This is a genomic window from Kurthia sibirica, from assembly GCF_003143975.1.
Taxonomy (GTDB): domain Bacteria; phylum Bacillota; class Bacilli; order Bacillales_A; family Planococcaceae; genus Kurthia; species Kurthia sibirica.
The window spans coordinates 160,198-181,427 of the sequence record NZ_QFVR01000001.1 but is presented as its reverse complement, the minus strand read 5'-3'; the positions used below and the strand labels follow the sequence as shown (position 1 = coordinate 181,427).

The 21,230-nt window shown below is 38.9% G+C and carries 22 protein-coding genes; all 22 read right to left on the bottom strand.

From position 1 onward, the window contains the following. Positions 1–19 precede the first annotated feature (19 nt). The 22 genes from sucD to fapR all read right to left on the bottom strand — a co-directional run bounded on the left by sucD (position 20) and on the right by fapR (position 21,142). The gene (gene sucD / locus DEX24_RS00870; RefSeq protein WP_109304506.1) at positions 20–922 is read right to left on the bottom strand and encodes a succinate--CoA ligase subunit alpha; all 903 of its coding nucleotides are present in this window, start codon (positions 920–922) and stop codon (positions 20–22) included. Between the two features lie 17 nt (positions 923–939). Then, positions 940–2,100 carry an ADP-forming succinate--CoA ligase subunit beta gene (sucC, locus tag DEX24_RS00865; protein WP_109304505.1) on the bottom strand — a complete coding sequence of 387 codons (1,161 nt, stop codon included), beginning with the start codon at positions 2,098–2,100 and terminating at the stop codon, positions 940–942. Positions 2,101–2,258: 158 nt separating this feature from the next. Further along, the gene (locus tag DEX24_RS00860; protein ID WP_109304504.1) at positions 2,259–2,549 is read right to left on the bottom strand and encodes an EscU/YscU/HrcU family type III secretion system export apparatus switch protein; all 291 of its coding nucleotides are present in this window, start codon (positions 2,547–2,549) and stop codon (positions 2,259–2,261) included. Beyond that, on the bottom strand, positions 2,546–4,582 hold the full coding sequence (locus DEX24_RS00855; RefSeq protein ID WP_109304503.1) for a hypothetical protein: 2,037 nt from the start codon (positions 4,580–4,582) through the stop codon (positions 2,546–2,548). Before DEX24_RS00855 ends, DEX24_RS00860 begins: the two co-directional genes overlap by 4 nt. A 5-nt stretch (positions 4,583–4,587) precedes the next feature. Then, positions 4,588–5,358 (bottom strand): ribonuclease HII, encoded by a 771-nt coding sequence (locus DEX24_RS00850; RefSeq protein ID WP_109304502.1) that lies wholly within the window; start codon positions 5,356–5,358, stop codon positions 4,588–4,590. A 145-nt stretch (positions 5,359–5,503) separates the two neighbouring features. Then, positions 5,504–6,382, bottom strand: coding sequence for a ribosome biogenesis GTPase YlqF (gene ylqF / locus DEX24_RS00845; protein WP_109304501.1), 879 nt, complete (start codon positions 6,380–6,382; stop codon positions 5,504–5,506). A gap of 18 nt (positions 6,383–6,400) precedes the next feature. Then, complete coding sequence (lepB, locus tag DEX24_RS00840; RefSeq protein ID WP_109304500.1) at positions 6,401–6,967, bottom strand: signal peptidase I; 567 nt, start codon at positions 6,965–6,967, stop codon at positions 6,401–6,403. Positions 6,968–7,084: 117 nt separating this feature from the next. Continuing rightward, complete coding sequence (rplS, locus tag DEX24_RS00835; protein WP_109304499.1) at positions 7,085–7,429, bottom strand: 50S ribosomal protein L19; 345 nt, start codon at positions 7,427–7,429, stop codon at positions 7,085–7,087. A 147-nt stretch (positions 7,430–7,576) separates the two neighbouring features. Next, positions 7,577–8,305 (bottom strand): tRNA (guanosine(37)-N1)-methyltransferase TrmD, encoded by a 729-nt coding sequence (trmD, locus tag DEX24_RS00830; RefSeq protein WP_109304667.1) that lies wholly within the window; start codon positions 8,303–8,305, stop codon positions 7,577–7,579. Continuing rightward, entirely contained in the window at positions 8,305–8,823 is a 519-nt protein-coding gene (rimM, locus tag DEX24_RS00825; protein ID WP_109304498.1) for a ribosome maturation factor RimM, read from the bottom strand. The genes trmD and rimM overlap by 1 nt, the downstream gene beginning before the upstream one ends. 70 nt (positions 8,824–8,893) lie before the next feature. Then, positions 8,894–9,127, bottom strand: coding sequence for a KH domain-containing protein (locus tag DEX24_RS00820; RefSeq protein WP_109304497.1), 234 nt, complete (start codon positions 9,125–9,127; stop codon positions 8,894–8,896). A 32-nt stretch (positions 9,128–9,159) separates the two neighbouring features. Then, on the bottom strand, positions 9,160–9,432 hold the full coding sequence (gene rpsP / locus DEX24_RS00815; protein ID WP_109304496.1) for a 30S ribosomal protein S16: 273 nt from the start codon (positions 9,430–9,432) through the stop codon (positions 9,160–9,162). A 155-nt stretch (positions 9,433–9,587) separates the two neighbouring features. Beyond that, on the bottom strand, positions 9,588–10,943 hold the full coding sequence (gene ffh / locus DEX24_RS00810) for a signal recognition particle protein (RefSeq protein WP_109304495.1): 1,356 nt from the start codon (positions 10,941–10,943) through the stop codon (positions 9,588–9,590). Positions 10,944–10,956: 13 nt separating this feature from the next. After that, the gene (locus tag DEX24_RS00805; RefSeq protein ID WP_109304494.1) at positions 10,957–11,289 is read right to left on the bottom strand and encodes a putative DNA-binding protein; all 333 of its coding nucleotides are present in this window, start codon (positions 11,287–11,289) and stop codon (positions 10,957–10,959) included. A 424-nt stretch (positions 11,290–11,713) separates the two neighbouring features. Beyond that, complete coding sequence (gene ftsY / locus DEX24_RS00800) at positions 11,714–12,997, bottom strand: signal recognition particle-docking protein FtsY (RefSeq protein ID WP_109304493.1); 1,284 nt, start codon at positions 12,995–12,997, stop codon at positions 11,714–11,716. A gap of 14 nt (positions 12,998–13,011) precedes the next feature. Further along, a complete protein-coding gene (smc, locus tag DEX24_RS00795; protein ID WP_109304492.1) occupies positions 13,012–16,572 on the bottom strand; it encodes a chromosome segregation protein SMC in 3,561 nt (1,186 codons plus the stop codon). A gap of 11 nt (positions 16,573–16,583) precedes the next feature. Further along, positions 16,584–17,336 carry a ribonuclease III gene (gene rnc, locus DEX24_RS00790; RefSeq protein WP_109304491.1) on the bottom strand — a complete coding sequence of 251 codons (753 nt, stop codon included), beginning with the start codon at positions 17,334–17,336 and terminating at the stop codon, positions 16,584–16,586. Between the two features lie 166 nt (positions 17,337–17,502). Next, positions 17,503–17,739 carry an acyl carrier protein gene (locus tag DEX24_RS00785; protein WP_109304490.1) on the bottom strand — a complete coding sequence of 79 codons (237 nt, stop codon included), beginning with the start codon at positions 17,737–17,739 and terminating at the stop codon, positions 17,503–17,505. Between the two features lie 147 nt (positions 17,740–17,886). Continuing rightward, complete coding sequence (gene fabG, locus DEX24_RS00780; protein WP_109304489.1) at positions 17,887–18,630, bottom strand: 3-oxoacyl-[acyl-carrier-protein] reductase; 744 nt, start codon at positions 18,628–18,630, stop codon at positions 17,887–17,889. A gap of 1 nt (position 18,631) precedes the next feature. Beyond that, a complete protein-coding gene (gene fabD, locus DEX24_RS00775; protein WP_109304488.1) occupies positions 18,632–19,579 on the bottom strand; it encodes an ACP S-malonyltransferase in 948 nt (315 codons plus the stop codon). Between the two features lie 2 nt (positions 19,580–19,581). Then, complete coding sequence (gene plsX / locus DEX24_RS00770; protein ID WP_109304487.1) at positions 19,582–20,568, bottom strand: phosphate acyltransferase PlsX; 987 nt, start codon at positions 20,566–20,568, stop codon at positions 19,582–19,584. Then, the gene (fapR, locus tag DEX24_RS00765; RefSeq protein WP_109304486.1) at positions 20,552–21,142 is read right to left on the bottom strand and encodes a transcription factor FapR; all 591 of its coding nucleotides are present in this window, start codon (positions 21,140–21,142) and stop codon (positions 20,552–20,554) included. Before fapR ends, plsX begins: the two co-directional genes overlap by 17 nt. Between the last annotated feature and the right edge of the window lie 88 nt (positions 21,143–21,230).

Here is a 21,230-nt window from a genome sequence, read left to right as displayed (position 1 = left end):
TCATCTGCTACACCTACTATTAATGTGTTTTTACTTTGTCATACAATCCTTTTTCTTTCACTAATTGGATGAATGTTTCACCGATTTCAGCTGGTGTAGGTGCAACTGCGATCCCTGCATCTTTCATCGCTGCAATTTTGTCAGCTGCAGAACCTTTACCACCAGAAATAATAGCGCCCGCATGACCCATACGTTTGCCAGGAGGTGCTGTTTGACCACCGATGAAGCCGACAACTGGTTTTGTCATGTGATTTTTCACATACTCAGCCGCTTCTTCTTCTGCAGTACCACCGATTTCTCCAATCATCACGACACCATAAGTTTCAGGATCTGCTTCAAATGCTTTTAGTACATCAACAAAATTTGTACCGTTAACAGGATCTCCCCCGATACCAACTGCTGTCGTTTGACCAATACCAGCCTCCGTTAATTGATGAACTGCTTCATATGTTAACGTACCTGAACGTGATACGACACCAACATGTCCTTTTGTATGAATATAACCTGGCATAATACCAATCTTACATTCGTCTGCAGTAATGACACCCGGACAGTTCGGTCCAATTAGAATTGTTTTTTTATCTTCCATGTAACGTTTTACATTTACCATATCTAAAACTGGGATATGTTCTGTAATACAGATTACCATATCCAATTCCGCATCTACTGCTTCGATAATAGCATCTGCTGCAAATGGAGCTGGTACATAAATGACAGAAACATTTGCCCCTGTTTCTTTGACAGCATCCGATACTGTATTGAAGACTGGTACGCCTTCAACTACTGTATTTGCTTTACCTGGTGTAACACCTGCTACGATTTTAGTACCATATTCAAGCATTTGCTTCGTATGGAAAAGAGCAGTAGAACCAGTAATCCCTTGAACTAATACTTTTGTATCTTTATTAATAAAAATAGCCATTTTATAGTCCGCCTCTCTTAACCGACAAGTTTTACGATTTTTTCTGCGCCATCACCTAGTGAAGTTGCAGCTGTAATATTCAAGCCTGATTCATTTAAGATTTCTTTACCTTTTTCAACGTTTGTTCCTTCTAAACGTACTACTAGTGGTACTTGCAATCCTAACTCTGAAGCCGCTTTCACTACACCTTCTGCAATGATGTCACATTTCATAATGCCACCAAAGATGTTTACAAAAATACCTTTAACATTGTGGTCAGAAAGAATGATTTTAAAAGCTTCTTTTACTTTTTCTGCTGAAGCACTGCCCCCAACGTCAAGGAAGTTAGCTGGTGATCCACCATAATAGCTAATTGTATCCATTGTTGCCATAGCAAGCCCCGCACCATTTACCATACAACCAATATTACCATCTAGAGCAATATAGCTTAAATCGTATTGTGATGCTGCAATTTCTTTTTCGTCTTCTTCATCGTAGTCTCGTAGTTCTACAATATCTTTGTGGCGATAAAGTGCGTTGGCATCAAAGTTGAATTTTGCATCCAACGCGATTACTTCATCCTCTTCTGTTACAGCAAGTGGATTAATCTCAACGATTGATGCATCTTTATCAATCACTGCCTTGTATAAACCAAGCATTAATTTAACTGCTTTATTTACAAGATGTGTCGGAATGTTAATATTGAATGCTAAGCGACGTGCTTGGAATGCAGCCAAGCCAACAACTGGATCAATCACTTCAGTGAAAATTTTCTCCGGCGTTTCTGCTGCCACCGCTTCAATATCCATTCCACCTTCTTCAGAACCCATCAACGTAACTCTCGAAGTTTGGCGATCAACTACAAAACTTAAGTAATATTCTTTTTTGATATTTGATCCTTCTTCAATGTATATACGCTTCACTTCTTTGCCTTCTGGTCCTGTTTGATGCGTAACTAAAATTTTCCCCAACAATTCTTTCGAATATGAACGCACTTCCTCGAGATTTCTCGCGATTTTAACACCGCCAGCCTTACCTCTACCTCCTGCATGAATCTGTGCCTTCACCACTACAACATCCGAGCCTAATTCCTTCGCTGCCTTGACTGCCTCTTCAGGCGAAAATGCTACAGATCCTTTTGGAACTGCTACCCCATATTGACGAAGAAGTTCTTTACCTTGATATTCATGGATATTCATCAAATTGCCTCCCATCTCAATTGTAAAGCGTTTACTTACTACACCATTGTAGTGGAGAAATTGTCAGATGTCTAGCGGTTACCTTATATTAAAATATCAATCGCTTAATCAATTATTTTCTATTTTACGTTTCTTTTTTACGCTTTTTCACTAATATTTCATCCGTTTTTACGGCTCTTTTTTGCATGCTGTTTATCTAATTGATAGATAAATGCGAATACTTCGGCAACTCCCTGATACAGTTCTTCTGGTATCGATTCATTCAAATCTAACTGTCCTAATAACTGTACTAAAGTCTTGTCTTCTTGAATCGGTACATCATTGTCCTTTGCTTTTTGTAAAATATTCTCCGCTAGAACTCCTTTGCCTTTCGCTAATACTTTTGGCGCATCTCCCTTATTTGCATCAAAGGATAGCGCAACTGCTTCCTTTCGTTTTTCCGCCGTCATATTCTAAAATCCAGTCCTTTCTCATTCGGCAGTTCCATACTTTGTCGCTGTTGTTTAACAGTCTTTTCGGGTATCGAAAATTCCTTTATAAAAACACCCGATAATTGATAATCATGTTTTTCCAAACCAGTCTTTAACGTCTCTTTTAATGGTTCAATTAGCTCTTTCACGTCATTTTTCTCTGAATAAACAGTCAGTGAAACAACACGACTCTGTACCTGCATATCTATGACAGTTTCCGCTAAAGAATCCAGCTGTAAATAGAACATAATTCGTGCAAAATTCGCATCGATTTTACCATCTTTTGTTTTCGAACCCGTCCATTGCAATGTAGCATCCGTTCTTTTACCGAACATTTGTAACGGAATTTGCATAATAATTTGTTGTTGTGGACCATTTTCTGCTGACAGTAGTTGCTGACCATTCAAACGCGCAATAATCTGTTCGGCTCCTTGGCGAGTTGACTGTGATGGTTGATCATTTAATAGGTTTTGCAAATGTGCTTTTAATGTATCTTTTAGCAGTGTCACATCCTGCCCTTTATCAAGTAACTTAGCTTCTAAACTCAAGCCAAGATCTTGTAATGTTTGCTTCATAGCATGTAAGAAGTCCTTACTCGATAAATTGGCTTGCAGCTGATTTTCAGTCGTTTGGACAAGTTGTTGAATAAGCGGTGATGGATTTTGCGCAGCTTTTTGCGCCATATTGCTAAAGGCTTGCTCTCCATTTTGTTGTGATAGACCTAGAAGGCTTGCTAATTGCTTTGAAGCACTACTTGAAGTCATTTGCCCCACTTGCTCACTAAAGGCAGCTAACACTGCTTTAAACGCGTGTGCATCCCCTTTCATAGTCACTTCACTCAAAGCGTGTATAATCGTTTGCTTTTGCGCTAAATTTAAACTTGGTTCAGCAGCTACTGCTTTTGCTAGCTGCTGAATTATTTGTGGTTTATCGGTTGTCTCAGCTGTTCTTAGTTGGGCCAATAGTTGACTAAGTGCTGGTTTAGTTGCAGCCAGCTGCTTTGATACTTCCGCTGTTAACTGCTGATGATGCTCTTTACTCGGGGATACTTGCATCCTCGTAATCGCTTGTTGTAGTGATTTTCCTTGCTCCACTGTCCATGTTGGATGTTCTTTCACCATTGCACTTAATGTCGGCAATATTGCTGTGTTACCCAAGCTATCTTTCGTCATTTGTTGCATCGCTTGCTGACTGTGGAGTGGCAATTTATTGAAAAGATTTTGCGATATATTAAATCGATTCGTTTGCTCTGGTAAATTCAAGCCCTCTTTAAGCCCCATCATTAAAGATGTGTTCGTAACTGCGGAACCCTTACTTCCGAGTAACTCCCCAAGCATCTTCCCTGTTAATGCGCTACCTAACTGCTCATTCAACGGTGTTTTTAGATTTAATAACTGTTGTAAAATAGCTTGTTTAATCGTTGGGGATAATTGTTGATCACCTTTTAATAATGCTTCAAATTTGCTTAAAGCATCGACAAATCCACCTTTTGCTCCACCTTGAATAACGGCTTGTAACGTCGCTGCATTCATTGGTAGTTTTAACTCAATAATTTTTTGAATCGCCGCCAAAGCGTCCGCTTTTACAACTGTACTTCCACTCGTTTTTAATAGCTGTTCGGCTTGGATCAACTGCTCTTTAGATAGCGGCGTATCATTTTTGATAAATTGGGCAACAAGTTGCTGCATCTCCTTTGTCTGCGGTAACTTTAGCCCTTCTAACACCTGCTTCACCTGCTCACTCATCGACATTTTACTATCGATTGGGCCACTTACAATTTTTAATGTCACATCCGGTTGCGTGCCCGTTACTTGAAAATAATGCGTATTTCCCGCCTGCATTGGCGTTTCAAGTTTAGCGATGAGTTTTTGACCGCCAATTTGAATTTCTGCCTGCTGGTCGGGATACAGCTTTTTGATCGTGCCATGTAATACTTGCCCTTCTTGCATCGACATGGCCTGTTTCCCTTGTACAACAACTGGTTGTCCTAAATTGACACCTGCTAAATTCACATCGTTCACTCCTCTATTAACATTGATTTAATTGGTTCAAAGGTTTTGCGGTGAATGGGTGTTATACCGAGGGTACGCAATGCTTCTAAATGTTGTTTTGTACCGTAACCGGCATGTTGAGCAAAACCATAGCCTGGATATGTACGATCCATATCATCCATATAGTGATCACGTGCTGTTTTTGCTAAGATAGAGGCTGCCGCAATCGCTAAACTTTTAGCATCGCCCTTTATAATTGAATCTTGAGGAATATCTATATCTAATGTCATGGCATCAGCTAATACAAAATCTGGTTTTTGTTCTAATTGTTCGATTGAAGATTTCATCGATAAGCGCGTTGCTTCATAAATATTAAACCTGTCAATTGCTGCCTCATCTTGGAAATGTATTGCCGTAGAAATAGCATATTCATATATTTTTTTCAAATAGTATTCTCTTTTTTCAAATGATAATTGCTTTGAATCATTTAAACCAACTAACCCTGGGCAATAGGCTGGTAAAATAACGGCTGCTGTCACAACTGGTCCTGCTAATGGTCCACGCCCCGCTTCATCTGTGCCGGCAATCAACGCCTCTGGAAAAGCACGGTATGACCTATCAAATGCCTCTTTTGCAAGATGTTCATCAAGTATTTGTTGTTTTTTCTCCTGTTGCCTCACCCATATACTCAATGCTTTTTTCACACCGTCACGCTCATCATTCTTCAGTTCTTCCATCCACTGTTGCCATTCTACCTCATTCGCTAATGCTTCTTTAATACTTTTAATAGTCGCCATTGTCATTTCTCCTTATAAATATATATCGGTAATTCTATCTTTTTTTTCATCATTCCATCGATTCTATTATACGCTGTTTTTCGAATAGATGACTTGCAACGAGTACATAAAAAAATGGCTCCTAATAAATTAGGAGCCATTTTTATTATTTATCTTTATTGTCAAACTCTTCTTTATAATCTTCAACATAGTCAAATGTCAACTTACCAAGATGCTCGTTGCGAATATCGCGTACGATCAATTCAGCTACGTAGCTATAATCGATTTCTCCACCTGTTGTACGTACATTACGCAACTTGCCAATATGCTCAAATGTTTCTACGATTTCATCTGAAACCTTCGTCATTTGATATCTTTCATACAGACGGTTTGGGTAATGTTTTTCTAAGAAATGAAGACCGTAAATCGCAAGGTCGTCCATATTCATAATCGTATCTTTAATCGCACCTGTAACCGCAAGTTTATAACCGACATCCGGATCTTCAAATTTCGGCCATAAAATTCCCGGTGTATCCAGCAGTTCAAGTTCTTTTTCAACCTTAATCCACTGCTGCGCTTTTGTCACACCAGGCATATTGCCGGTACGCGCTAAATTTTTCTTCGCTAATCGGTTAATCATCGTTGATTTACCAACGTTTGGAATGCCGACGATCATCGCGCGAATGGCACGACCCTTCATCCCTTTAGCTTTCATGCGATCCCATTTTGGTTTTAAGATAGCTTCAGCTGCTTTCGTCACGCGTTTTAACCCTTTGCTATCCAATGAATTGACAGCGATTGCTTCATGACCATGTGCCTTGAAAAATTCTACCCATTTCTTCGTTTGTGTTTCATCAGCCATATCGGCTTTGTTCAAAATTAATAAGCGTTGTTTTTGATGAATTACTTCGTCAAGCATTGGATTTCTTGATGACATTGGTAAACGTGCGTCGATTAACTCAAAAACGATATCTACTAATTTTAATTTTTCTGTTACCTGTCTGCGGGCTTTCGCCATATGTCCTGGGAACCATTGAATGGTCATACTTATCACTCCTACTATTTATCTCACTTTACCGAATTGATCCAACGGCCAAAATACAATGCTCGTCTTGCCGATAATCTTATTTTCAGGAACGAGACCAATATGTCGGCTGTCCTTACTATTTCTGCGATTATCGCCCATTACAAAAACATACCCTTTTGGAATGATCTCTTTGCCGGTGTAATCTTTTAATGTAAAATCCTCTGTCAACGTGCCACCATCTAAAATGGACGCTTTATACGATTTTAAATAAGGCTCCTCGACTGCCTTGCCATTTCTATATAGAACATCATTTTTATACTGAATTTTGTCACCTGATATACCGATTACCCGTTTAATATAATCTTTTTTTTCTGGTGCATGGAAGACGATTATATCTTTATGATGTATATCGGCGATTTTATAGGACACTTTGTTTACGACCATTCGGTCTCCACTAACTAGTGTCGGCATCATCGACTCTCCATCAACAACGATTGGTGTAAATAACACATAACGTATGAAAGCAGCAAGTGCAAATGCAATAACGAGCGCCTTCGTCCATTCCCAAAGTTCATTCTTTTCTTTTCTTTTTTTGGCTTCCATCGTATGGCCACCTCCCACAATCTCTTTATATTGTACAAGGATTTTAATTTTCAAGCAAAAAGAAAAGTGCTATCCAGCTTTGAAAGATGGATAGCACTCTCTAAAACAGCTCTGAAATTAACGAATTTCTTTAATACGAGCAGCTTTACCACGTAGGTTACGTAGGTAGTATAATTTAGCACGACGTACTTTACCACGACGAGTAACAGTTAAGTTAGCAATTTTTGGAGTGTGTACAGGGAATGTACGTTCAACACCAACGCCGTATGAAATTTTACGCACTGTGAAAGTTTCGCTGACACCGCCACCGCGACGTTTAATTACAACGCCTTCAAACTTTTGAATACGTTCACGAGTACCTTCGACGATTTTAACATCAACGATTACAGTATCTCCTGGACGGAAAGTTGGTAAGTCTGTGCGTAATTGTTCTTGAGTAATTTCTGTAATGATTTTTGACATAGTTTTTTTCTCTCCTTGTTAGAGGCTCATGCAGGTCTCTTTTGGTTGCTGCAGCGGAACATCATAATACGGCATTCCTTATAAGAAATGCATTTTAAATATTAGCATACTTTAATAGTGCTTGCAAGAGGATTTCCTTTACAGAAGTTAAGTTCTTTTAAGCTTATTTAAATAGACTTGTTGTTGTGCTGTTAACTCCGCTTGCTCAAATAAATCTGGTCGACGTTCAAATGTACGCTTAATCGTCTGCTCGTCACGCCATTGTGCAATTTTCGCATGATTACCTGACAACAGTACATCTGGCACTTTCATGCCTCTGAAGTCAGCTGGGCGTGTATAATGCGGGTGCTCTAATAGACCCGTAGAAAATGAGTCATTGACATGCGATGCTTCCTGCCCTAGTACACCAGGAATTAAACGGACAATACTATCAATTACCGTCATTGCTGCTAGTTCCCCACCCGTCAAGACAAAATCACCAATCGAAATTTCATCTGTAACAAGATGTTCGCGGATACGCTCATCATAGCCTTCATAATGACCACAAAGGAAAATTAAATCTTCCTCTAACGCCAATTCTTCCGCTTTTTTCTGATCGTAGCGTTCTCCTTGCGGGCACATCATAATAATGCGCGGTTTTTTACCATCTACCACGAGTTTTTCAACTGCATTAAACATCGGTTCAGGCTTCAAAACCATTCCTGCTCCACCACCATACGGATAATCATCCACTTGATTATGCTTGTTCATCGAAAAATCACGGATGTCTGTCACCGCCAAAGAAACGGCTCCTTTTTCCTGTGCTTTCTTCAAAATAGAGGCGCCAAATACACCTTCAAACATATTGGGAAACAGGGATAAAACTTGAATATTCATCATGATAACATGCCATCCATAAGTGCAATTGTAATGCGTTTCTCATCGACATCTACTTCTTTAACAACATCTAAAATTACCGGGATATAATGGAACTTGCCATTTACACCTTTAATAGCCCATACATCATTTGCGCCTGTTTCAAGAATTTCAGTAATGATACCAATCTCATTTTCTTCTTCATCAAAAACAGTACAACCGACAATTTCATGGTAATAAAAGTCATCATCATTTAAATCTTCTAAGTATTTTTCATGCACTTTTAACTCAGAGCCTTTAAATGGTAAGACATCACTCATGAAAGGATAGCCTTCTAATGTAATAAGCATAAAGTTTTTATGGGGACGTGAAGTTGCTATTTTAACAAGCGTTGGTTTTTTATCTCCAGGTGCAAATACACCTAACTCAGTGCCTTCTGCAAAACGTTCCTCTGGAAAATCTGTTTGTGAGATTACGCGAAGCTCTCCACGAATACCATGTGTGTTGACAATTTTCCCTACATTGTACCATTCAGTCATCGTAACACCTCTTCATTTTTTGAATTTATTTAAACAAAAAAGGAAGGAACCTAAGCTCCCTCCTTTTACGCTAATCTAGAATATCGACATAGGTCTTCTTCATACGGTGACTGCTTGCGGCCGAATAAACAATTGCGCGTATTGCCTTAGCAACGCTACCTTGCTTGCCAATGACCTTTCCGATATCACTAGGATGGACAGAAAGCTTATAAACAATACGATTTGCACTTTCATCAGCTATAACGCTAACTTCTTCTGGAAAATCGACTAAAGGTTGAACGATTGTTTTGATCAGTTGTTCCACAAAGTCACCCCCGATTATTTAAAAAAGTAATATTAGTTACCTTTTTTTGAGTTATGGAATTTTTCCATGATTCCTTGTTTCGAGAACAAGTTACGAACTGTATCTGATGGTTTCGCACCATTACCTAACCAAGCTAATGCTTTAGCTTCGTCGATTTTAACTTCTTCAGGAGAAGTTAATGGATTGAAAGTACCGATAGTTTCGATAGAACGACCATCACGTGGTGAACGTGAGTCTGCTACTACGATACGGTAGAATGGAGCTTTGTTAGCACCAATACGTTTTAAGCGAATTTTTACTGCCATGTTTGATTGCACCTCCGAATATTGTTTTACACAAGATATTATAATATCAAGCTTTATTTTGTTTGTAAAGTGTTTATTCTTAACACACATTATCTTACCTTATTTTTTAATGTAAGACAAGGGGTTGTAAAGTATTTTTTCTTAACAGACGATTTTTATTTGAAAAGCGAGTCCATTCCAGGGATTTTCATCTTTTTCTTGCTCTTAGTAGACATGCCTGTCATCTGTTTCATCATCTTTTTCATGTCTTCAAATTGTTTTAACAGACGATTGACTTCCTGCACAGAACAACCAGAGCCTTTAGCAATACGTTTTTTTCTACCCGCATTAATAATTTCTGGATTTGTTTTTTCCGCAATAGTCATCGAGCGAATAATCGCTTCAATATGATCAATCTGTTTATCATCAAAATTGATGTTATCGAGACCTTTCATTTTGTTGACACCTGGAATCATTTTCAAAATATCTTCTAGTGGACCCATTTTTTTAACTTGTGACATTTGTTCTAAGAAATCATCAAACGTGAAGGTTTGCGTTTTGAATTTTTCTTCCAATTCTTTCGCTTTTTCTTCATCGACGTTTAATTGGGCTTTCTCGATTAATGATAGTACATCACCCATTCCAAGAATACGTGATGCCATACGCTCTGGATGGAACGGCTCTAATGCATCTAGCTTTTCACCCATCCCGATAAATTTAATTGGTTTTTGCGTTACAGTACGAATTGATAAGGCCGCACCACCACGTGTATCACCATCTAATTTAGTAAGAACAACACCCGTTATTCCGACTGCGTCATCGAAGCTTTCAGCGACATTTACAGCATCTTGACCTGTCATTGCATCCACGACTAAAAAGACTTCATCCGGCTCTTTTAAAGCACGAATATCTTTTAATTCCTGCATCAATGTTTCATCAATATGCAAGCGACCAGCTGTATCAATGATCACAACATCTAAATGTTCTTCTCGAGCATGTGCAATGGCCTCACGTGCAATTTCAACAGGTGACACATCCGTTCCTTTTTGGAATACAGGAATGCTCAACTGCTTGCCTAGCGTTTCCAATTGTTTGACAGCTGCTGGACGATAAACATCGGCCGCAACGAGCAATGGATTTTTATTGTATTTTTTGCGTAATAAATTCGCTAATTTACCTGTAGTTGTCGTTTTACCTGCACCCTGTAAACCAACCATCATAATAACTGTCGGTGGTTTTTGCGAGAATTTCACGACACTTTGTTCGCCACCCATTAAATTTGTCAGCTCATCTTGAACAATTTTAATCACCTGTTGTCCAGGTGTTAAACTCTTCATGACATCTTGACCAACCGCTCTTTCACTTACTATTTTAACGAATTGTTTTACAACTTTTAAGTTAACATCGGCTTCGATTAAAGCAAATCGAACTTCACGCATCATTTCTTTAACGTCTTGTTCATTGATTTTACCTTTACCTTTAATCTTTTGGATGGTACTTTGGAGTCGCTCTGATAATCCTTCAAATGCCATAGCTTGTCGCCTCCTAATCCTGCTTCAACTGTTCAACTAACGATATTATTTCTTCATTCGTTAATTGAGCTGCTGATAAGCTTTTTATTAATTGATCTGTCACGCGCTGTCTCTTTTTAAACTTATGGAATAATGCCAGTTTTATTTCGTATTCTTCAAGCATCGCTTCAGTTCTACGAATATTATCATATACTGCCTGACGAGAAATACCATATGATTCCGCTATTTCACCAAGCGATAAATCATCTAAATAATATAGCTGCATATAGCTACGTTGTTTGTCGGTTAATAATGCCTCATAAAAATCAAAAAGAAAATTCATACGAGTAGTTTTTTCTAATAGCATTTTTAACCACTCCTCATCTTATCCATTGCTGTGTAGTACGTCTAAAATAGACGATACACATATTCTTTTGTATCTTAAATAAAATACATTGTTCTGTCAAGTAAAACTACTTGTCTAAATTATGATGAAGCCTTTTATATCAACGTTTTTAAGCGCTAGGAAATTGCATTTAAACACAACTTCGAACCCTCTCCTACTAGTAAACATTCTTTCACCCGACAATTCAAGTGAAAAAGATGTTTCTACACTTTTTGAGCCGATAACAGGCGTCAAGACAAATAATATATATTCTATCCTACGATGATTCGTCGCATAATAAACCTGGTGACAACATGATGAAATCACAGAATAAAATTCATTTTACTATCTATCTACATAATAAAAAAACATCGCGACGACGTCGCGATGTTGCAATTTATTATGTTTAATTGCCTTCTGTTTCTTTAATTTGTTCGTCCAGTGCATCGGCAAATAAACCGTAAACATAGCGTTCAGCATCAAATGGTTGTAAATCGTCCATCTGCTCACCAAGACCAACAAACTTCACTGGAATATGCAATTTATTGCGAATTGCAATAACAATCCCACCTTTAGCCGTTCCATCCAACTTCGTAAGGACGATTCCCGTCACATTGGTTGCCTCTTTAAACGTCTGAGCTTGCACGAGCGCATTTTGACCTGTTGTAGCATCTAAAGCTAACAATACTTCATGAGGTGCGTTAGGAAGCTCACGAGAGATGACACGGTGTACCTTCTCAAGTTCATTCATTAAGTTTACTTTATTTTGCAGACGTCCTGCTGTATCACAGATTAGTACATCTACTCCACGATTTTTCGCTGCATGTATAGCATCATACATAACTGCCGCTGGATCCGTCCCTTCGGATTGACGAATGACTTCTGCACCTACGCGATCGCCCCATACTTGTAACTGGTCAATTGCACCTGCGCGGAATGTATCTCCGGCAGCCAACATAACCGAACGACCTTCTCCCTTTAAACGATGCGCAAGTTTGCCAATTGTCGTTGTTTTTCCGACACCGTTGACACCCACGAATAAAATAACAGTTAATTCACCTTTTGGCTGCATATTTAAAGTAATATTTTCCTCGCCAGCTTTTTCATAAATCTCTACAAGTTTTTCAGAGATTAATGTCTGAATACCTTCCGTCGATTTAATATTTTTCTTTTGTACTTCAAAGCGAAGAATTTCAGTTAATTCCATTACAGTTTCGAAGCCTACATCCGCTTGCAGAAGGAGTTCCTCTAATTCTTCAAAGAAGTCTTCATCAACCGTGCGATAACGTGCAACAAGATCATTTACTTTAGATGTGAAAGAATCACGTGTTTTCGTCAAGCCCGTTTTAAACTTTTCCGTAATAGAAAAGGCTGATTTGAACCATCCGCTTTTTTCTTCCTCTGATATTGCTGACTCTTCTTGAACCGCTGGTAGTACTTCTGGCTCTGCTTCAACTATTGGCTCTGCTTCAACTACTGGCTCTGCTTCAACTACTGGCTCTGCTTCAACTATTGGCTCTTCGACCGTCCCCTCTGATAAGGGTTCCTCTATTGCAGGCTTAGTTGTCTCTACCAATTCACCATCAGGTAGCGTACTTTCGACTTTTTCGTCTTGTAGCGCATCATTTTGGACATCAGTTTGTGCTGGGGCACCCATTAATTTTTCTTTCATTCGCTTTAAAAAGCTCAAGTTGATTCGCTCCTTTAGGACATTGTTTCCTGTTCTAATTTAACTGATACGAGTTTGGAAACGCCGGATTCTTGCATCGTAATACCATACAAAACATCCGCCCCCTCCATCGTACCCTTACGGTGAGTTATAACGATGAATTGTGTTTCATCGCTGAATTTTTTCAAATATTGGCTGTAGCGCGAAACATTTGACTCATCAAGAGCAGCTTCTACTTCATCCAAAATACAAAATGGTACAGGGCGTGTTTTCAGGATCGCAAACAATAAAGCAATCGCTGTTAATGCACGTTCTCCACCTGATAATAGGCCAAGATTTTGCAATTTTTTACCGGGCGGTTGTGCAACAATTTCGATGCCAGACTCCAAGAGATTTTCAGGATCCAATAATTCTAAATCAGCACGACCTCCGCCAAATAGTTCTCTAAATACATCTTGGAAATGAATGCGGATCTGTTTGAATGTTGCACTGAAACGACTGGTCATCTCTACATCCATTTCTTGGATTGCTTCGAAAAGCGTATCCTTCGCTTCCAGTAAATCATTACGTTGGGCAGTAAGGAATTGATGTCTTTCAGCAACTGTTTCATATTCTTCAATAGCAGCAATATTGACAGCGCCAAGCTCTTTGATTGATTGCGTTAGCAAATTCACTTTTCTTCTAGCAATCGACATATCGAGATCGATTGCTGGCTCAAGCATCGCTTCTTCAAATGATAGGTCATAATTCGTCAGCAATTGCTCAACTGCATTGTCACGTTGGACATCTAAGCGACCCAGGGCAATTTCAATTGTACTTTGTTCTGTACGCATACTCTGATGAATTCGTTGCAATTCTTTCAAAGCAATTGTCTGTTGTCCAATTTTTTGTTGTAGCGCTGTACGTTGTATGAGATTGGCTTGAATCGTAGCATCCAATTGTTCTTTATGAGCAATCATTTTATCAATTTTGTCGCTAAGCTGTTCCACCGTCATTTCTTTTGGTAGATCACTTTGTGTGACAAAATCAATTTCGCGACGAAGTGTAGCTACTTCCGTGTCGGCACCATTGAAATAATTACGTGTTTCTTCCGTTGATAAACGAATCGATTCCACCTGTCCAGTAGCTTGTGCGTTTTGCTCGCGTTTATTCGCTAACTCTGCCATTAAATCATCGCGCGCCAATTCACTTTGTTGCTTGAGAATTGTCATTTTTGCGATATCGGCATCGATCTCGAGTAAACTTTGTTTAAGAGCGATTAGTTGTGCTGTCAAAGCAGCTTTTTTCATTTCAAGTTCAGAATGACGAGAGGTTGAGTCCTCCTGTTCAGAGCCGTAAATAGATAGGCTTTGCATCAAATATTTTAATGTGGATTGCAACTGCATTTGCTGCGTTTCTAAGATGTTTTCTTGACGGCGTAATTGCTCGCCATGATCCTGTTGAACATCGAGCAATGTTGAAGCTGTAAGTGCCTTAGCTTTCCAGTCCGCTACGACATGTTCAGCTTGTAAAATCGTCGCTTCCATTGCTGATAGTTTTTCTTGCAAAGCTTCCAGTTCAGCTTTGCGGCTAAATACCGTTGTTTGATTTTTATTTGAGCCACCACCAGTCATCGAACCACCCGCATTGACTACATCCCCTTCAAGCGTAACAATGCGATAACGATAATTGACAAACTTAGCAATTTGACCAGCACCATCAAGATCTTTTGCAATGATTACATGTCCTAATAAATGCTCAGCTATTTTACGATATTGCTCGTCGAAAGTAACAAGTTCATCTGCCGTATTAATAAACGATGGATGATCCACTGCTGCTTGAATTGTATTTTTGGATACTTTTCGTGACTTCATGATATTGAGCGGTAGGAAAGTTGCTCGACCTGATTTTTGCTGTTTCAAATAACGAATTGCTGATTTAGCATGTACATCGGTCGTCGTGACGATATGTTGCATCGCTGCACCAAGCGCTGTTTCAATTGCTTGCGTGTACTCTGTCTCAACTTGAATTAACTCAGCAACAGCTCCTGAAATACCCTGTAATTGATTTTTTTCGCGCGCTACCAATACGGCTTTAACACCTTGATAAAAACCTGCAAATTCGGCATCAAGCTCTGCTAACGTATCTCGTCTTGATTGAAGTTGTTGTAAATGGTTATATCCTTCATACAACATTTTCTGCTTTTCTTCGAGCTGCTTTGTGGCTGTTCTCAAATCTGCTTGTGTTGCTTGAAAATCTTTTGTTTGCTCTGCAATTTCTTCTTTCAAAGCCTGTAAAGTCGGCTCTATTTCATTTAATTTCTCTTTGACACTCGCTTGTTCTGTAAGAAGCTCAGTTGATTTACTCGACATTTTCTCAGTCGATTGAAGCTGTTGATTGATTTGTTGATTCACACTATTCAATTCATTATTAGCTGCTGCTTGCTCGCTTAAATAATCAATATATGTACTCTTCTTCTCTTCAATATCTGCATTCAATTCATCTGATGTGCGACTTAAATGATTCTCAAGCTCTTTTATTTCTTTTTTCAAGTTACTTAACTTCTCTGATGCCATCTTCAGCTTCGTCTCTTTTTCAAGCAATGATTTGTGCCAGTTATCACGTTTTGTCGTGGCAACAAGTAATGATTGCTGAAGCTTGAACAGTTGATCCGTAGCATTTTTTTGTTTTTCAACGAATAGTTTTTGGTCCCCTTGTAATCTTTCAGAAGTGGAGCTTACCTCAACTAATTTTGTACGATCTGTATCCAAAGCTGTATCTACAGAGGTTAAAGTTTCACGCAGTGTTTTTAATTGTTCTTCAGCCTTGGTAATACTTGCTGCTTGCTCTAGTTCTTTGTTATCAACTACTGCTTTATTTTGTAAAATAGCCATTAGTTTTTCTTCTATTTCTTCGATATCATGAACGAGTACAGCGATGTCAATTTCTCGTAAATCTTTTTTCATCGCCAAGAAATCCTGCGCAGTAGAAGCTTGGATTTGCAACGGTTCAATGCGCTCATCCAACTCGTGTAAAATATCGAGCACACGGTGCAAGTTATCATCCGTTTCAAAAAGTTTATTTTCCGCTTTTTTACGACGTTTTTTATATTTTAGAACGCCTGCTGCTTCTTCAAAAATAGAACGACGTTCGTCAGGACGACTATTCAATATTTCATCGACTCGACCTTGTGAAATGATAGAAAATGCTTCTTTCCCTAGTCCTGAGTCTAAAAATAAATCAGTAATGTCTTTTAAACGACATGATTGCTTATTTAGTAAATATTCACTTTCTCCTGAACGGAAAACTCGTCGTGTAACGCTTACTTCACTAAAATCGATTGGTAACCGCTCGTCCGTATTGTCGAGTATTAGCGTTACCTCTGCGAAATTTAGTGGTTTTCTAGAATCACTACCCGCAAAAATAATATCTTCCATCTTTGCACCGCGAAGAGATTTTGCAGACTGCTCGCCTAAAACCCAACGAATCGCGTCTGTCACATTACTTTTCCCGCTACCATTTGGACCGACAACCGCAGTAACGCCAGGTACAAAATCAATACCAATGCGCTCAGCGAATGATTTGAAGCCAATTACTTCAAGCCGTTTCAGATACAAATAAATACCCCCTAGTCTTTAGGTAACTGTTCTTTTAGGGTACGCATCGCAGTTTGAGCGGCCTTTTGTTCAGCTTCCTTCTTAGATTTGCCATGACCTTCACCTAATTCTTCACCGCTTAAAGTGACTTTAGATATGAATGTTCTGTTATGTGCTGGACCATTTTCTTTGACAATCTCATATGCAAGGACGCCTGAATTTGATTGTTGTACCATTTCTTGTAGCTGACTTTTGAAATCAACGACATGTGAGAATGTTCCGAGCTCCACTTTAGGAAAAACAACCTTTTCCAAAAATCCCACAACTGTTTCTAAACCTTGGTCCAAATACAACGCGCCAACAAACGCTTCAAAGCAATCGGCTAATAAAGCTGGACGTTCACGACCTCCCGTAATTTCTTCACCTTTTCCCAACAAAACATACTGTCCAAAATTCAGTTCATTTGCAAAAATCACTAATGATGGCTCACAAACAATCGCTGCTCGAAGTTTAGTAAGCTCACCTTCTGTCATCTTAGGGAACAATAGGAATAAAAACTTAGAAACAGTTAGCTCTAATACTGCATCGCCTAAAAACTCTAGTCTTTCATTGTCTTCAAATTCTTTGCGACGATGTTCATTTACAAATGATGAGTGTGTAAATGCATTGTAGAGTAAACTTTTGTTACTAAAATGAAGGCCCAAAATCGATTGTAACTCTTCAAATTTCGTTCTTGCTTGATCAGATATTGCAGCATTTCTCTGAGATAATTCTTCAATTCTCATTTTTATCAACCTCTTATTTTACTTATAGTAGTACATATTCAATTTTACCTGTTTATTAGTCAATGTGCAAAAATAAATACAAAAATACCTCCATGACTCAAAAATCATGGAAGTATCTCTTCTGGATATATAAAAAATAGTGCGTGAAAATCACCGCTATTTAGTACTAGCCAATTTTGCTTTCGATGAATGTTACTGCCTTACCAACTGTTGAAATTTGTTCAGCGTCTTCATCCTCGATTTGCATATCAAATTCTTCTTCAAGTTCCATTACTAGTTCAACAACATCTAGTGAGTCAGCACCTAAATCGTCCTTGAAAGAAGCTTCTAATTTCACTTCGCTTTCGTCAACACCTAGACGGTCAACGACAACTTTCGTTACGCGTTCAATTACTGTAGCCAAAATACTCACCTCCCCTCAATAATAATAAGCTGTGTCAACACAATATAAAAGTAATAATTTCCAAATTGGTATGACCACTTTTTTCGTTTTTAGTATAACATTTCAACGCAGATTTGAACATAGGATTTCAAACCTTTTCTCGAATGATTACATAACCATTCCGCCATCAACATGCAATGTTTGACCCGTCATGTAACTCGCATCATCTGATGCTAAAAATGTAACAACCTTTGCTACTTCAGAAGCTTGCCCAAGCTTCGCTAATGGGATTTGTCCGAGCATAGCCGTTTTGACATCTTCAGGCAATGCTGCTGTCATTTCCGTTTCAATAAAACCCGGTGCAATTGCATTTACACGAATATTCCGTGTCGAAAATTCCTTCGCTGCTGTTTTTGTAAAACCAATGACAGCGGCTTTTGAAGCAACGTAATTCGCTTGACCAGCATTTCCTGCTACGCCAACAATTGACGCTATATTGATGATCGCACCTGCACGCTGTTTCATCATTTGACGACTTACCGCCTTCGTACAGAGAAATACTGATTTCAAATTCGTATCAACGACCGCATCAAAATCTTCTTCTTTCATACGCATGATTAAATTATCTTTTGTTATACCAGCATTATTAACTAATATATCAATCGAACCGAAATTCGTCATTGTTGCGGCCATTAAACCTTTGACATCATCCGCATTTGCGACATTTGCTTGATGCGCAATGGCTTGTCCACCATTTGCTATTATTTGCGCTACAACTTCTTCTGCTTTCGCTTGAGAACCGCTATAGTTGACAACAACCTTTGCACCTTCAGAGGCTAAATGTAATGCAATTTCACGACCGATGCCGCGTGAAGCACCTGTTACTACCGCTGTTTTATTCGATAATTTCATATTAGTTCCACTCCTTGGATGCATCGATGACAGCTTGCATCGTTTCTTCATCATATACGCAAAACGTCGTTAATTGACGATCTACTTTTTTTACAAGACCACTCAACACTTTACCTGGACCACATTCGATAAACGTATCAACGCCTGAAGCGATCAACTCACGAACTGTTTCTTCCCAACGTACTGGTGAATACAATTGTTCAACAAGCAATTGTTGAATAGTATCTGCATCAACAACCGGTTGTGCCGTGACATTCGCAATGACTGGTATTTCTGCATTTTTCTTCGGAATAGCTGAGAGCATTTCCTCTAAACGTGAAGCTGCCGGGCGCATTAATTCTGAATGAAAAGGACCGCTCACCACTAATGGCAATACGCGTCTAGCACCCGCTTCTTTTGCTTTCACACCGGCAACTTCCACCGCTTTTGCTGTACCTGAAATGACAATTTGACCTGGACAATTTAAATTTGCTAACTGTACAACCTCATCTAAATCCTTTGTCACTTCATCTGTTACTTGTTGCAATGCTTGTGCATCAAGTCCTAAAACCGCCGACATCGCACCTTGACCAGCTGGTACTGCATCATTCATATATAATCCACGCTTATGTACTGCAACGCAAGCATCTTCAAATGATAACACTTTAGAAGCGACTAAAGCCGTATATTCACCTAAACTATGACCTGCAGTGAAAGCAGGTGTAATCCCGTGATCCATTAATCTCTGTGAAATCATCGCACCTGTCGTTAGCAAAGCCGGCTGCGCGTGAAACGTCAATGTTAATTCCTCTTGAGGACCTTCTAACATCAATTTAGATAACTCCATATTTAACAACTGATCTGCTTGATCATAAAATTCTTTACTACGTGAATCCGTGTCGATTAATTGTTGTCCCATACCAACGGTTTGTGAACCTTGGCCAGGAAAGATGAATGCGATTTTAGTCATAGTTAATTCTCCTTTGAAATTGTAGAATCAATCGTTTGACACACTTGATGTTCAACCATAATATGCGTTTGACGAATCGCACTATAAATAGCGTTGGCCTTTGATGAACCGTGTGCTTTTACGACTGGTGCTTTCAAACCAAATAATGGTGCTCCACCATATTCGGAATAATCCATTTTTGTTTTAATATTTTTTAAATTATTTTTCATCATAACTGCTGCCATTTTTGTTTTTGTCGATGACATAAATTCTTCTTTTAACATCCCAAAAATATTACCGGCAACGCCTTCGATTGTTTTTAATACCATATTACCTGTAAAACCATCTGTTACAACAACATCTGCTGCATGATTTAATAATTCACGCGCTTCAACATTGCCAATAAAATTAATATCCGCTTCTTTTAATAAAGCAAAAGCAGCCTTCGTTAATTCATTGCCTTTTTTATCTTCCGTACCAATATTCAATAAGCCGACAGTTGGCTTGTCAATACCACGTACTTGCTGCGCATAAATACTCCCCATAATCGCATATTGTAAAATATTCTCTGGCTTGGCATCAGCATTCGCACCTAAGTCCATCATATCAAAACCTACACCATCCATCGTTGGTAAAGTCGTCGATAGGGCTGGTCGATCAATCCCCTCAATACGATGCACGATGAATAAGCCAGCCGCCATAAGCGCTCCCGTATTGCCAGCGGATACACATGCATCTGCTTCACCATCCGCAACGGCTTGAGCCATACGCACCATCGATGCATCTTTTTTGCGACGTACTGCACGAACTGGTTCATCTGTTCCTTCAATTTTTTCAGAACAATGAATAATTTTAACGCGCTCGTGTTGCTGTATATAAGGAGACATTTTTTCTTCGTCACCATAAATTGTAAATTCTACATCGGGAAAATCATGAACAGCCGAAAAAACACCTTCGACGATTTCCTTAGGGGCATTGTCGCCACCCATACCATCAATTGCTATTTTCATTTTTACCACCTTTACCCTTCGTACGATACATTTCAAATTTACCAACAAAAACTGTGCTACCTTCTACTGTAGATGTTACTTCCACAAATGTACGGTCTCTAGCATCGTCTTTACCTGTCACGATTGCTTTAGCGATTACACGATCCTCCGCATGTACGGGACGCGTGTATAATAGCTCTGATTTTACTGTCAATGCTAAATCGTCGTCAATTACTGCCACAGCTAATGAATTGGCCTGTGCAAATAAATGATGCCCACGGGCGATGCCATTTCGTTGAAATACATGCTCCTCTTTAACATCGAAGATCGATAATGCACGTTCATCTAAATCAATATCTATAATTTCACCAATTATTTCATCAATTGGTAACGATTTTACTTCATTTTCAAAATTATGTGCCGCTACATCTTTTATTCGCTCGCGTAGCTCTGGGATGGATAATTCCATGCGATCCAATCGAATCGTCTGGACGCTAACGATAAACTTGCTCGCTAGTTGATCGTCTGTCACAAAGGGATTATCTTCAATGGTTTGCTTTAATAATCTTTGTCTTTCTTTTTTCGAGTACTTCATTGTCCTTTTCCCACCCTTGTATTAGCACTTGGTACTAACATCAGTATATAAATATAAAAAAGGGAATGTCAAGTGTTGTTTACTTAAA

What these genes read in the sequence shown, in the direction of transcription:
- sucD (WP_109304506.1), bottom strand. Translation starts at nt 922, where the DNA reads ATGGCTATTTTTATTAATAAAGATACAAAAGTATTAGTTCAAGGGATT.
- sucC (WP_109304505.1), bottom strand. Translation starts at nt 2,100, where the DNA reads ATGAATATCCATGAATATCAAGGTAAAGAACTTCTTCGTCAATATGGG.
- DEX24_RS00860 (WP_109304504.1), bottom strand. Translation starts at nt 2,549, where the DNA reads ATGACGGCGGAAAAACGAAAGGAAGCAGTTGCGCTATCCTTTGATGCA.
- DEX24_RS00850 (WP_109304502.1), bottom strand. Translation starts at nt 5,358, where the DNA reads ATGGCGACTATTAAAAGTATTAAAGAAGCATTAGCGAATGAGGTAGAA.
- ylqF (WP_109304501.1), bottom strand. Translation starts at nt 6,382, where the DNA reads ATGACCATTCAATGGTTCCCAGGACATATGGCGAAAGCCCGCAGACAG.
- lepB (WP_109304500.1), bottom strand. Translation starts at nt 6,967, where the DNA reads ATGGAAGCCAAAAAAAGAAAAGAAAAGAATGAACTTTGGGAATGGACG.
- rplS (WP_109304499.1), bottom strand. Translation starts at nt 7,429, where the DNA reads ATGTCAAAAATCATTACAGAAATTACTCAAGAACAATTACGCACAGAC.
- trmD (WP_109304667.1), bottom strand. Translation starts at nt 8,305, where the DNA reads ATGAATATTCAAGTTTTATCCCTGTTTCCCAATATGTTTGAAGGTGTA.
- rimM (WP_109304498.1), bottom strand. Translation starts at nt 8,823, where the DNA reads ATGACTGAATGGTACAATGTAGGGAAAATTGTCAACACACATGGTATT.
- rpsP (WP_109304496.1), bottom strand. Translation starts at nt 9,432, where the DNA reads ATGGCAGTAAAAATTCGCTTAAAACGTATTGGTGCTAACAAAGCTCCA.
- ffh (WP_109304495.1), bottom strand. Translation starts at nt 10,943, where the DNA reads ATGGCATTTGAAGGATTATCAGAGCGACTCCAAAGTACCATCCAAAAG.
- DEX24_RS00805 (WP_109304494.1), bottom strand. Translation starts at nt 11,289, where the DNA reads ATGCTATTAGAAAAAACTACTCGTATGAATTTTCTTTTTGATTTTTAT.
- rnc (WP_109304491.1), bottom strand. Translation starts at nt 17,336, where the DNA reads ATGAGAATTGAAGAATTATCTCAGAGAAATGCTGCAATATCTGATCAA.
- fabG (WP_109304489.1), bottom strand. Translation starts at nt 18,630, where the DNA reads ATGAAATTATCGAATAAAACAGCGGTAGTAACAGGTGCTTCACGCGGC.
- fabD (WP_109304488.1), bottom strand. Translation starts at nt 19,579, where the DNA reads ATGACTAAAATCGCATTCATCTTTCCTGGCCAAGGTTCACAAACCGTT.
- plsX (WP_109304487.1), bottom strand. Translation starts at nt 20,568, where the DNA reads ATGAAAATAGCAATTGATGGTATGGGTGGCGACAATGCCCCTAAGGAA.
- fapR (WP_109304486.1), bottom strand. Translation starts at nt 21,142, where the DNA reads ATGAAGTACTCGAAAAAAGAAAGACAAAGATTATTAAAGCAAACCATT.